The sequence below is a fragment of the Nonomuraea sp. NPDC003727 genome (genome assembly GCF_053586935.1).
Genome location: NZ_JBSFNE010000005.1, coordinates 456,897 through 468,791, shown reverse-complemented (window position 1 = coordinate 468,791; position 11,895 = coordinate 456,897). Strand labels below are relative to the sequence as shown.

Annotated in this window: 10 protein-coding genes; 7 read left to right on the top strand and 3 right to left on the bottom strand. The window is 73.0% G+C overall.

The genetic code is table 11. The features are described 5' to 3' along the window. Positions 1 to 77 precede the first annotated feature (77 nt). The 6 genes from ACWDLG_RS16335 (at position 78) to ACWDLG_RS16310 (ending at position 6,208) form a co-directional block, all read left to right on the top strand. Positions 78 to 719, top strand: a complete 642-nt coding sequence (locus ACWDLG_RS16335) for a DUF4142 domain-containing protein (protein WP_449920526.1) — start codon at positions 78 to 80, stop codon at positions 717 to 719. After that, the gene (locus ACWDLG_RS16330) at positions 716 to 1,783 is read left to right on the top strand and encodes a DUF1996 domain-containing protein (RefSeq protein WP_449920524.1); all 1,068 of its coding nucleotides are present in this window, start codon (positions 716 to 718) and stop codon (positions 1,781 to 1,783) included. The genes ACWDLG_RS16335 and ACWDLG_RS16330 overlap by 4 nt, the downstream gene beginning before the upstream one ends. 71 nt (positions 1,784 to 1,854) lie before the next feature. Further along, the gene (locus ACWDLG_RS16325) at positions 1,855 to 2,568 is read left to right on the top strand and encodes a hypothetical protein (protein ID WP_449920522.1); all 714 of its coding nucleotides are present in this window, start codon (positions 1,855 to 1,857) and stop codon (positions 2,566 to 2,568) included. Further along, entirely contained in the window at positions 2,565 to 4,025 is a 1,461-nt protein-coding gene (locus tag ACWDLG_RS16320) for an NADH-ubiquinone oxidoreductase-F iron-sulfur binding region domain-containing protein (RefSeq protein ID WP_449920520.1), read from the top strand. The genes ACWDLG_RS16325 and ACWDLG_RS16320 overlap by 4 nt, the downstream gene beginning before the upstream one ends. Before the next feature lie 73 nt (positions 4,026 to 4,098). Further along, positions 4,099 to 5,511, top strand: coding sequence for an FAD-binding protein (locus ACWDLG_RS16315; RefSeq protein ID WP_449920517.1), 1,413 nt, complete (start codon positions 4,099 to 4,101; stop codon positions 5,509 to 5,511). 58 nt (positions 5,512 to 5,569) lie between these two features. Continuing rightward, positions 5,570 to 6,208 (top strand): GNAT family N-acetyltransferase, encoded by a 639-nt coding sequence (locus ACWDLG_RS16310; RefSeq protein ID WP_449920514.1) that lies wholly within the window; start codon positions 5,570 to 5,572, stop codon positions 6,206 to 6,208. Positions 6,209 to 6,362: 154 nt separating this feature from the next. Here ACWDLG_RS16310 and ACWDLG_RS16305 read toward each other — a convergent pair whose 3' ends face one another. Genes ACWDLG_RS16305 through ACWDLG_RS16295 form a run of 3 tightly spaced genes read right to left on the bottom strand, consistent with a single transcriptional unit; the run spans position 6,363 to position 10,141 of the window. Next, on the bottom strand, positions 6,363 to 8,309 hold the full coding sequence (locus ACWDLG_RS16305) for an acetoacetate--CoA ligase (protein WP_449920513.1): 1,947 nt from the start codon (positions 8,307 to 8,309) through the stop codon (positions 6,363 to 6,365). A 57-nt stretch (positions 8,310 to 8,366) separates the two neighbouring features. Next, the gene (locus tag ACWDLG_RS16300) at positions 8,367 to 9,209 is read right to left on the bottom strand and encodes a serine hydrolase (RefSeq protein ID WP_354911213.1); all 843 of its coding nucleotides are present in this window, start codon (positions 9,207 to 9,209) and stop codon (positions 8,367 to 8,369) included. Further along, positions 9,206 to 10,141: a LysR family transcriptional regulator gene (locus ACWDLG_RS16295; RefSeq protein ID WP_449920509.1), complete on the bottom strand. Its 936-nt coding sequence runs from the start codon at positions 10,139 to 10,141 to the stop codon at positions 9,206 to 9,208. The genes ACWDLG_RS16300 and ACWDLG_RS16295 overlap by 4 nt, the downstream gene beginning before the upstream one ends. 87 nt (positions 10,142 to 10,228) lie before the next feature. Here ACWDLG_RS16295 and ACWDLG_RS16290 point away from each other — a divergent pair, with 87 nt between their 5' ends. After that, entirely contained in the window at positions 10,229 to 11,818 is a 1,590-nt protein-coding gene (locus tag ACWDLG_RS16290) for a penicillin-binding transpeptidase domain-containing protein (RefSeq protein ID WP_449920506.1), read from the top strand. The last annotated feature ends 77 nt before the right edge of the window (positions 11,819 to 11,895 follow it).

Sequence of the window (11,895 nt, the reverse complement as noted above, 5' to 3'; positions counted from 1 at the left end):
TCCGATAACTCCAGTCATTTCTGACTATCTCGTCACTTGCCGTGAACTCCGGCGGTCGGAAGCGCGTACCTCCGACCATGCACAGGCTTCTACGCCGCATGCCCGCCGCCGGCGAGCTGCTCCTGCTGGGCGGCTTCGCCGTGGCGGCCGCGGTCACGGTGCTGCTGGTCGTGCCGGGGCCCGCCGCCCTCACCTCGCCAGTGGCGCCGACCACCTCCGACCAGGATCTGCTGATCAAGGTACGGCAGGCGGGACTGTGGGAGATCCCCACAGGGCAGCAGGCCCAGCAACGGGCGCTCAGCCGGCGGGTGAAAGACGTCGGCAAGCACCTCGTCGAGGACCATCTGAAGCTCGACAAGGAGGTCATCGCGGTGGCCTCCCGCCTCGGCGTGGTGCTGCCCAGCCAGCCCACACCCGACCAGCAGCGCTGGATGGCCCAGCTGTCCGCCGAGAGCGGCGCCGCCTACGACAAGGACTTCGCGAACCTGCTGCGGGCCGCCCACGGCAAGGTCTTCAGCGTGATCGCCCTGGTCCGGGCCGGCACCAGGAACGACGAGATCAGGAAGTTCGCCACGACGGCCAACGCGTTCGTGCTCAAGCACATGACGTTGCTGGAGAGCACGGGGCTCGTCGACTACGAGGCGCTGCCCGAACCTCCGACGCCTTCGCCCGCTCCCGTCGCCATGGCGGCGGCCGATTCAAGGAGAGAGAACCAGTGATCGCATCCAGACGGCTGGCCGCGGCCATGTCGTCGCTGGCCCTGGTGGCCGGCGGCATGGTGTCCGCGGCCGTCATCCCCGCCCTTCCCGCCTTCGCCGACCACTGCGACCCCGCCGGACACCCCGAACAGAACCGGCAGGACCAGCTTCGCTCCCGCCCCGCACCCTCCCCCACCGCGTCGCAGGGCGGCGACGACTGCGCCGACCTCGGCCCGTTCGTGACCGACTTCGTCGACATCCGCGCCGTGCCGCCGGGCGGCGACATCCTGGCGGGCCCCAGGTCCGGTTCGCGCGGCACGTTCGTCTCCCAGTGCGGCACGAACGGCAACCGTCACAACAACCCCGACAACTTCATCGTCGCGCCCGGCGTCTCCAACGGCGCCCACCACCTGCACGACTACGTGGGCAACCTGTCCACCGACGCCTTCTCCACCGACCAGTCGCTGGCCGCGGCGGGCACCACGTGCCGCTTCGGCGACAGGTCCACCTACTTCTGGCCCGTCCTCAGGAACAGGAAGATCGACGACAACGTCGGCGACCCGGACGGCAACGTGGGCCAGGTGCTGCGCCCCCGCCAGGTGATCATGCAGTTCCGCGGCAACGCGGCGAGCCGGGTCAGCGTCATGCCCCGCTTCCTCCGGATGATCACCGGTGACGCGAAGGCGGCCACGAACGGCGGCGCCAACGCGCGCGCCGCGTGGACGTGCGCCGGCTTCACCGACCGCGTCACCACCAGGTACCCGCTGTGCCCGCGCGGCAGCCTGGTGCTGCGCGTGCTGGACTTCCCGAGCTGCTGGGACGGGCAGAACACCGACAGCGCCAACCACCGGACCCACGTGGTCTTCCCCGGTCAGGGCGGTGCCTGCCCGCAGGGCGCCAGGGCGATCCCGCAGCTGCGGATGATCCTCGCCTACAGCGTCCCGCAGGGCCCGTCCTACGCCCTTGACGCCTTTCCCGAGCAGCTGCACAACCCGGTCACCGACCATGCCGACTTCGCCAACGTCATGCCGGACCGGCTGATGGCCTTCGCCGTGAACTGCATCAACCGCGGCCGGCGCTGCTAGCTCGTCCGTCTAGCTCGTCTGTCGACGACTTCCCGGGCGGCACACCTCACCCATCTCCTGGGAGGGAATCGATGCTTCACCGCAAGCAGCCGCGCCACGCGGGGCTGGACACCAGGCGGCTGCGCCTGGGCGCCACCGCGTCGCTGACGGCGTTGATCCTGTCGGCCGTCGCGCTGGCCCGCACCGAGCGCGGGATCCAGCTGCTCGCCGGCGGCCTTGGTTTCCTGGAGTTCTACGTGGGCGTGTTCGCCCTCGTCACGCTGACCGCCACCGTCGCGCTCGGGCTGGTCGCCACCGAGCGCGTCTTCCTCACCCCGCCCAACCGGGTCCGCGCCCAGCTCGTCCACCGGGTCGCGGCGGCGGCGGGGATGGGCTTCCTGCTCGCGCACGCCGCGCTGAAGTCGTCCTCGCTGACCGGGCTGGCGGCGCTGGCCCTGTTCGCGCTGGCCGCGACGACGGGGATGGCACGCGGCTGGTTCGCCCGCACGCCTCGACCGTGGCTGTGGCGGGTGCTGCACGGCGCCGCCTACCTGGCCTGGCCGGTCGCCGTCCTGCACGGGCTGACCGCGGGCCGTACGCCTGCCGGGTGGGTGGCGTGGTCCTACGTCGGCTGTCTGGCGGCGGTCGTGTCCGCGCTGCTGGTCAGGGCGGTGGCGACGCTGCGCCGGCCGCCTGCCGTTCCGGAGGCCGTGGCCGAGCCCAGGGTGGGCGAGCGGGTGGCGGGCGAGCTGGTCGTGGGCGAGCTGGTCAGCCTCGACGACCTGCGCCGAAGGAGGGCGGGATGATCCCGCACCGGGTGCCGCGCGTGCTGCGGCTGGCGCCCGCCAGGCTCACCGCGGGCCTCGACCACTGCAGGCGGCTCGACCTGCCCGCGCACCGGGCGCTGCACGGCGAGCCGGCACGTCGCGACCTCGACGCGCTGATCGCCATGGCCGAGGGAGTGGACCTGCGCGGTCGCGGCGGGGCCGCCTTCCCTTTCGCGCGCAAGCTCCGCGCGGTGGCGCCCGGCGAGCGGGTGGTGCTGGTCAACGCCGTGGAGGGCGAGCCCGCCAGCGCCAAGGACGCGATGCTGCTGGTCCGCGCCCCGCATCTGGTGCTGGACGGCGCGCTCCTGGCGGCCGAGGCGCTGGGGGCGCGCGAGGTGGTCGTCGCCGCCGTCGAGGGGGAGGTGGCGCACGCGTCCATGATCGCGGCCATGGAGGAACGGCGCGCGGCGACCGTGTCGGGGGCGGCCGAGCGGTACGGCGGGCGGATGCGCGTGGCCGGCCTGCCCGAACGGTTCATCAGCGGGGAGGGCGGCGCGCTCGTCCGCGGCGTGAACGGGCTCGACGCCGTCCCCGCCGGGCGGCGGCGCAGGGCGACGCAGGAGGGCGTCGGCGGCCTGCCCACGCTGCTGTCGAACGCGGAGACCTTCGCCCAGCTCGCCGTCCTGGCCGAGCTGGGCCCCATCGGGTACGCCGAGGTGGGCACGCCGCGCGAGCCGGGCACCGTCCTGCTCACCGTGGGCGGCGAGGCGGTCGTCGAGGTGATGACCGGCGTCCCCCTGGCCACCGTGCTGGAGGAGTGCGGGCTCGACCCGGGTGAGGGGGTGCTGGTCGGCGGCTACCACGGGGCGTGGCTGAGCGCGCGGGCCGCGCAGGCGGCCGTGGTCTCCCGCGAGGGGATGCGGCTGGCGGGCGGCGTGCTGGGAGCCGGCATCGTGGTGCCGCTGCCCGCGACGACCTGCCCGCTCGGCGAGGTGGCCAGGGTCGCCGCCTACCTGTCCGCGCAGTCGTCTGGGCAGTGCGGCCCGTGCCGCCTCGGGCTGCCCGAGGTGGCCAGGGCGCTGTGCGCGCTCACCGAGGGCGCCGGTTCGGCCGACGAGGTGCGGCGCGCCGTCCGCACGGTGGAGCGCAGGGGCGCCTGCTTCCACCCCGACGGGACCGCGAGGTTCGTGCTGTCGGCCCTGGAGGCCTTCGCCGCCGACGTCGAGCGGCACGAGGAGCGCGGTTCGTGCGGGCGGCCCGTCCGGGGCGCGCTGCCGCTGCAGGAGGCCGGGCAGGAGCCGCGCTACCGGCTCGACGTCGACTGGACCCGCTGCCAGGGCCACGGCCTGTGCGCGCACCTGCTGCCGGAGTTCGTGGAGCTGGACGGCCACGGCTACCCGTCCTTCCGGCAGGTGCCAGGGTGGATGGGCAGGGAGGCACGGAGGGCCGTGGAGATGTGTCCTGCTCTCGCCCTCCGGCTGGTGCCGGGCCAGTGATAGGAACGTGACCAACCGGCCGCTCCTTTCGTGCGTCTCACCCTTCGGTTCAGCAGGACTACAGGGAGATCACATGGACCGCCGCAGCTTCCTCCGCACCGCCGCCTTCGGCGCGCTGGGCACGTCCTCCGCCGTGGCCGCTCCGGCCGCGAGCGCGCCCGACTGGACGGCGCTGGGCAGGAGCCTCGACGGTCGGCTGGTACGGCCGGGCGAGGCCGGTTACGACGCCGCCCGCCGCCTCTACAACCCCACCTTCGACACGGTCAGGCCGCGCGGCGTCGCCTACTGCGCCACGCCGGCCGACGTCGCCGCGTGCCTGGCCTTCGCGCGCAGGGAGCGCGTCCCGCTCACCTCCCGCTCCGGCGGCCACTCCTACGCGGGCTGGTCCACGGGCCCTGGCCTGGTCGTCGACGTGTCGCGGATGAACACCGTCAGCTACCGCTCGGGCCTGGCGACCGTCGGCGCGGGCGCCAAGCTGATCGACGTCTACGACGGGCTGCACGCCAGGGGCGTCGGCATCCCCGCCGGCAGCTGCCCGACGGTCGGCATCGCCGGGCTCACCCTCGGCGGCGGCATCGGCGTCGTGTCCAGGAAGTACGGCCTGACCTGTGACGCGCTGGAGTCGGTGCGCATCGTGACGGCGGACGGGCGGGTGCTGACCTGCGACGAGAACAACCACAGCGACCTGTTCTGGGCGTGCAGGGGCGGCGGGGGCGGCAACTTCGGCGTGGCGGTCTCCTTCACCTTCCGCACCCACCCGGTCGGGGACGTCACGGTGTTCTTCCTGCACTGGCCCTGGTCGAAGGCGGTGTCGGTGGTGAAGGCGTGGCAGTCGTGGGCGCCGGCGGCCCCCGACGCCATGTGGTCGACCCTCCACCTCACCCGCGCGGGCGGCGACCTCGACGTACAGGTCGCCGGGCTCTACGTGGGCGGCAGGACGGCCTGCGCGAAGCTGCTCGACGGCCTGGTCAGGGCGGCGGGAACGCCGTCGTCCCGGTACGTGGTGGAACGCACCACCATGCAGGCCAACATGATCATGGCAGGTTGCGCCGGCAAGACGGTCGCGCAGTGCCGCCGGATGCCCCGCGAGGCGTTCGTCGCCACCTCCCATCTCGGCTACGCGAAGCTGTCCACCGAGGGGGCCAAGGAGCTGGCGGCACGCGTCGCGCGCCCCGGCGGCCACTCGGTGCTGCTGGACGCCATGGGCGGGGCGATCGGCAGGGTGCGGTCCGACGCGACCGCCTTCCCCCACCGGCAGGCGCTGTTCAGCGTGCAGTACTACGCCGAGGGCTCGGACCGGGCGTGGCTGCGCGGCACCCGCGAGGCGATGGGGCCCTACCTCGGCGACCACGCGTACGTGAACTACATCGACCCCGACATCACGCAGTGGCGGCAGGCCTACTACGGGGCGAACGCGGCCAGGCTGGCGGCGGTGAAGGCGGCCTACGACCCCGGCCGGCTGTTCGCCCTGCCCCAAGGGGTGTGACCGGCGATCTTCGATAATGGGATGATCTTCATCGGGCCCGGGCGCGATAATGACCGGCATGCGCCACCTGCCGATCTTCGACCTGGCCGTCCGTACACCCAGGCTGGAGCTGCGCCTGCCGAGCATCGCTGAGCTCGACGCGCTGGGCGACCGGGCGGCCGAGGGCGTCCACGAGACGGGGTTCATGCCGTTCTTCGTCCCGTGGACGGACGCGCCGCCCGCCGAGCGCGCCCGCGCCGCTGTCCAGTACCAGTTCCGCGTGTGGGGCGCGTGGACCCCGGAGTCGTGGGCGTGCGAGTTCGGCGTCTTCCTCGACGGCGAGGTGATCGGCGTGCAGGGCGTGACGGCCACGGACTTCGCGATCACCCGCGAGGTGGGGACCGGGTCGTGGCTCGGGCGGCGCTTCCAGGGGCAGGGCATCGGCACCGAGATGCGGCGCGCGGCACTGCACTTCGCGTTCGAGGGGCTGGGCGCGCGGTACGCCACGACCGGGGCGTACGAGGACAACGCGGCGTCGCTGGGGGTGACGCGCAAGCTCGGCTACCGGGAGGACGGCATCGCGATCCTCAACCGGCAGGGGACGACGGCCACGCAGCTCCGGTTCCGCCTGTCCCGCGCCGACTGGACTCCTGCCGGGGACGTCTCGATCCACGGCCTCGAGCCGTGCCTGCCCTTCTTCGGCGCCGCCCCTGCCTGACCCCGGGACCGGCGCCGCCCCGGCCTGACCGCGGGACCGGCGCCGCCCCTGCCTGACCGCGGGACCGGCGCCGCCCCTGCCTGACCGCGGGACCGGTGCCGCCCGCGCCTGACCGCGGGCCTCAGGGAACGGCACCGCGCCACGGCCCGCCCGGTCAGGGCTTGAAGTGCTGCAGCACCTCCGGGTTGGCCATCGCGTCGCGGTTGGCGGCCTGCTCGACGGGTGTCCCGAGGAGGATCTTCCGTACCGGCACCTCCAGCTTCTTGCCCGACAGCGTGCGCGGGATGCCGGGCACCGCGATGATCTCGTTGGGGACGTGCCGGGGTGACAGCTCCTCGCGCAGCGCCGCCTTCAGCCGCGCCTCCAGCTCGGGCGTCACCTCGCCCTCGGCCAGCGTCACGTACAGCAGCAGCCGCCCTTCCTGCCCGAGCTGTCCCGTGTCGATGACCAGGCTGTCGGCGATCTCCGGGAAGCGTTCGACCACCCGGTAGAACTCGCTGGTGCCCATCCGCACGCCGCCCCTGTTCAGGGTGGAGTCGGACCGCCCGTAGATCACGCAGCTGCCGTCCTGGTCGATCTTGATCCAGTCGCCGTGCCGCCACACGCCCGGGTAGACGTCGAAGTAGCTGTCGCGGTACCGCTCGCCCGACGGGTCGTTCCAGAACATCACCGGCATGGACGGCATGGGCCGGGTCAGCACCAGCTCGCCCACCTCACCGATGACCGGCTCGCCGGCGGGGTCGAACGACTCCACCCGCGCGCCCAGCGACCGGCAGGGGATGACGCCCGCGCGGATCGGGTGCAGCGGCGTGGCGCCCACGAAGCCGGTGCACACGTCGGTGCCGCCGGAGAACGAGCCCACCGGCACGCCGGGCAGCACCTCGGTGAGCCAGGCGAACCCCTCGGGCGGCAGCGGCGATCCGGTGGACCCTATGCCCTTCAGCGCCGTCAGGCCCGCGGGCCGCTTGTCGCCCTTCATGCACGAGACGATGTACGGCGCGCCGGTGCCGAAGTACGTGACGTTCTCGGCCGCCGCGATCGCCCACAGGTCGGTGGGCGCCCCGTCGTACAGCACCACGGTGGATCCGACCAGGAGGCCGCCGATGAGGTAGTTCCACATCATCCAGCCCGTGGTGGTGTACCAGAAGAACACATCGCCCTTCCCCAGGTCCTGGTGGAAGGAGAGCGACTTGAGGTGTTCGAGCACGACGCCGCCGTGCCCGTGCACGATCGGCTTGGGCAGCCCGGTCGTGCCGCTGGAGTACAGGATCCACAGCGGGTGGCCGAACGGCACGCGCTCGAACTCCAGCGGCCCCTCCTCCGCGCGCAGCCCCTCCCAGCCGAGCACCTCGCCCTGCGGCAGCGCGGCGGCGGGCGCCGGGTGCTCGGCGGCGGGCGCGGCCGGCCGCGGGGGGCGGCCGCCCGGTGCCGCGGCGAGGTAGGGGATCCAGACGGTCGCGCGCAGGGACGGCAGCGCGGCCACGATCTCGCCGACGGCGGCCGACCGGTCGAAGGACTTGCCGCCGTACCGGTAGCCGTCGACGGCGATCAGCACCTTGGGCTCGATCTGGGTGAAACGGTCCACGATGCTGGGCACCCCGAAATCGGGAGATCCGGCCGACCAGATCGCGCCCAGCGAGGCGGTGGCGAGGAAGGCGACGAGCGCCTCCGGGATGTTCGGCAGGTAGCCGGCGACCCTGTCGCCCTTGCCGACACCCAGCCTGGCCAGGCCCCGCCTGACCCGTGCCACCTCCTCGCGCAGCTCGGCCATGGTGATGACACGGCGCGTGCCGTCCTCCGCGTGGAAGATCACGGCGGTGCCGTCCTCGCGGCTGAGGGCGTTCTCCGCGTAATTGAGCGAGCTGCCGGTGAACCATTCGACGCCGGGCATCGTCCCAGTCATGACGGGCCCGTCACCACGCTCACCGATCACGCCGAAGTAGTCCCAGATCGACGTCCAGAACTCCTCGGGGTTCTCGACGGACCACTGCCATGCGTCGTCGTAGTCCGCGCGCCCGACGCCGGACAGATAACGGGTGATCCTCGCGTTCGCCACCACGGACGGCGTCGGCTCCCACAGCAGTGCACCTTCAGCAACCATGTGTCCCATCCTGTCGTCGCGAGAGTGGAAAGTCATCATCGCCGCCCACACATCCCCCTACGCGCGCAGGTGGTCCACCGCCATACGCGCGGCCGTGCCGATGACCGCGTCGGCGCGCGGCTGGTTGAGCGCGGGGCTGAAGGAACGGGTGAAGACGGCCACCGCGTAACGGCCGCCGTCGGGATACTCCACCACACCCACCTCGGCGCGCATCGTCGGCAGCGTGCCCGTCTTGCCGCTGACCGCCACGTCGTCGTACGGGAAGCCCGACGACAGCCGGTGCGGCCACACCTGCAGCCCGAGCAGCCGCCGCATCCACGCGCACTGCGCGGGCGAGGCGGCCTCGTCGCGCCAGATCATGGCGAGCAGCCTGGTGATCTCCTCGGGCGTGGTCCGGTTCGTGGCGGCGGGGTCGAGCACCCGCAGCCGGGCGAGCGTCTCGGGGTCGGCGATCGGCACCTCGGAGCCGGCGTCCTCCTTCAGCTTGGCCAGCAGCGCGGCGCAGTCGTCGATCACCCGCGTCCGCCGGAGCCCGAACGCGTCGAGCATGGCGTTGACGCTCTCCAGCCCGATGCCGGCCACGACCGCGTCGGCCGAGGTGTTGTCACTCACCGCGATCATCAGGTAGGCCAGGTCGCGCAGCGACATCGTGACGTCGTCGAGCATCGCGCCCACGCCCGTGTCGCCGGCCGTACGCGTGGTGACGGTCACGTGCCGGCGCGGGTCGAGCACGCCGGTGTCGGCCTGCCTGGCCAGTTCCACCAGCACCGGCAGCTTGAACACCGACGCCATCGGCACCAGCTCGTCGGCGCGGTAGGACACCTCGGCGTCGCCGTCGATGTCGGTCGCGTGCAGCCAGCCGGCCACGCCCGCCCGGCGGAAGACCTCCTCCATGTTCATGCCAGGAAACCCATCGCCGGACGCCTCCTGACCTGCCGTGCGGGCGCGACGCCCTCCTCGGCCATCCCGCCACTCTCCTTCAGCGCTTGTACGGCCACCGCCGCGAAAGCCGCCACCTCGGGCGTCCCCGCCCGCCACGCCGTCGAGACCCGCCAGATCAGCGGCGAGCCCAGCAGCGGCCGCCAGATCACTCCCTCCGGCGCCAGCCGTTCGGCCTCGCGCGGGCCGAACGCCACCGCCGAGCCCGCGAGCACCAGCCCCAGCCCGATCCCATGATGCACCTCCGCGGGGACGAAGCCGTGCCTGCGGCAGTCGGCGAGCGTCTCGGCGTGGGCGCCGGGCTCGCCTTCCTGCGGGAACAGCAGCAGCTCCCGGTCGGCCAGGTCCTGCAGGTGCACGCTGGAGGCGACGGCCAGCGGGTCGGCCTCGGCCAGCAGCACGCCGGCAGCCTGCACGAGCACCTCGCCGAAGCGCAGACCCGGCGCGGTGACGGGATGGCGCACCACGCCGACGTCGATCGTGCCCTCGGCCAGCGCGGCCACCTGGTCGGCCGTCCACATCTCGGCGGGGGCCAGCCGGAGCTCCGGGTTCTCCTCGCGGAAGCGGGCCACGAGAGCGGCGATGGCCGTCGCTCCCAGGTCGGGAGGGAGGGCCACCTTGAGCGTGCGGGCCTCGCCGTGCCGGACGAGCTCGCGCAGGCGCTCGACGCGGGCGATCACCTCGCGTGCCTCGGGCAGCAGCAGCCGCCCCGCCTCGGTGAGCCGGACATGACGGGACGAACGGTCGAACAACCGCACGCCCAGCTCCTCCTCCAGTCGCTTGATGCGCTGGCTGAGCGGGGGCTGGGCCATGCCGAGGCGGATCGCGGCGTTGCCGAAGTGACGTTCTTCGGCGACGACCGTGAAGTAGTAGAGGTGCCGCACAAGGTCCACGACCTGCGACCATATCGCAAATCGAATGAATACAGGGCTGATATCCCTATTGGACAGGACGGTCCGGCGTCTGGTCTGCTCGCCCGCATGCACGAACTCAGCAACCTCAGATCGGAGCGGAGGCGCAGGAGACGGTGGCCGCTGGTCACCGCGGGGCTCCTGGTGCCGCTCCTGGTCGGGGGCGGGGTGATCTGGGTGACGCGCACCGCGGGCTCCCCCGAGGAGACCGCGGAGTCGTTCCTCGCCGCCTGGTCCAGGCGGGACTACCCGGCCATGCAGGCCCTCGTCCACGCGCCCCCGCCCGACTTCACCACGACCTACCAGAGCTTCTTCAAGGAGCTCCGGATCACCTCCGCCGCCTTCGAGGTGGGCGAGGACGTGAAGGAGCTGGAGGAAGGCCGTGTCGTCCCCTTCACCGCCCGGCTGAAGGGCGCCGTCGACTGGACCTACCAGGGCCGGCTGCACGTCGGCGAATGGGACGGCACGTGGCAGGTCGACTGGTCGCCCACGACCGTCCACCCGGAGCTCGGCCGCGGGGCCGTCTTCAAGCTGGAGGTCTCCGACCCGGAGACCGCCGCCATCAGCTCCGCCGACGGCAGGCGCATCGACGGCACGGACGCGCCCGGCTCGGTCCAGCAGCTCGTCGACGGGCTCAAGCAGACCTACAAGGACCGGCTGACCGGCAGCTCCTCCACCAGGCTCGACCTCTACCGCGACGGCAGGCGGGTCGAGACGGTGGCCGAGAAGGGCGCCACCGAGGGCACGCCGCTGAAGACCACCATCGACCTGCGCGTCCACCGGGCCGGCGCCGAAGCGCTCGACGACGTCGCCAAGCCCGCCTCGCTGGTGGCGCTGCGCCCCTCGACCGGCGAGATCCTCGCCGCGGTCAACAAGCCGGGCGGCTTCAACCGGGCGCTGCTCGGCAAGTACCCGCCGGGATCCACCTTCAAGGTCGTCACCGCCTCCGCCCTCGTCGCCGACGGCGTCGCGCCCGACAAGACCGTGAAGTGCCCGCCCGAGCAGAACATCGGCGGCTTCCCCTTCCACAACGCCGGATTCCACGACTACGGGACGCTGTCGTTCAGGAACGCCTTCGCCCACTCGTGCAACACCACCTTCGGCGCCATGGCGGTCTCGTCGCTGAAGGGCGGACGGCTGGGCGAGGTGGCGGCCGGCTTCGGCTTCGGCGCGCCGATCATGCCGGGCGTGCCGGCCGTACGGGCGGAGTACCCCGAGCCCAAGGACGACACCGACCTGGCCTCCGCCGCCATCGGCCAGGGCCGGGTCCTGGCCAGCCCGCTCAACATGGCCGCCGTCGCCGCCGCCATCGCGAACGGCACCTGGCGGCCCCCGCGGCTCGTCCCGGCCGACCTGGTGCCTCCGGGCGGCTCCGGGCCGCGCAAGCTGGAGCCCGAGGTGGTGCGGGCACTGCGCGACCTGATGCCGGCGGTGGTCTCCGAGGGGACCGCCCACGCCGTACGGTTCCCCGCCGGGTCGGCGGGGAAGACCGGGACGGCGGAGTACGGCTCGGGCAAGGAGCCGCCCGCGCACTCGTGGTTCGTGGGGTATCACGGCGACCTGGCGTTCGCGGTGATCGTCGAGGGTGCGGGGGCAGGAGCGGCCGTGGCCGCGCCCGTGGCCGCCCGCTTCCTGCAGAACCTGGACGGAAGCGGCTGACCCGCCGGCGGACCCGCCCCGGCGCCCGCTCGCGGGACGCCGGGGCCGTGACCGGTCAGGAGCCCCGCCCGCTCGCG

Coding starts and splice junctions, on each gene's coding strand:
- ACWDLG_RS16315 (WP_449920517.1), top strand. CDS start 4,099: ATGGACCGCCGCAGCTTCCTCCGCACCGCCGCCTTCGGCGCGCTGGGC.
- ACWDLG_RS16335 (WP_449920526.1), top strand. CDS start 78: ATGCACAGGCTTCTACGCCGCATGCCCGCCGCCGGCGAGCTGCTCCTG.
- ACWDLG_RS16325 (WP_449920522.1), top strand. CDS start 1,855: ATGCTTCACCGCAAGCAGCCGCGCCACGCGGGGCTGGACACCAGGCGG.
- ACWDLG_RS16300 (WP_354911213.1), bottom strand. CDS start 9,209: ATGAACATGGAGGAGGTCTTCCGCCGGGCGGGCGTGGCCGGCTGGCTG.
- ACWDLG_RS16305 (WP_449920513.1), bottom strand. CDS start 8,309: ATGGTTGCTGAAGGTGCACTGCTGTGGGAGCCGACGCCGTCCGTGGTG.
- ACWDLG_RS16320 (WP_449920520.1), top strand. CDS start 2,565: ATGATCCCGCACCGGGTGCCGCGCGTGCTGCGGCTGGCGCCCGCCAGG.
- ACWDLG_RS16290 (WP_449920506.1), top strand. CDS start 10,229: ATGCACGAACTCAGCAACCTCAGATCGGAGCGGAGGCGCAGGAGACGG.
- ACWDLG_RS16310 (WP_449920514.1), top strand. CDS start 5,570: ATGCGCCACCTGCCGATCTTCGACCTGGCCGTCCGTACACCCAGGCTG.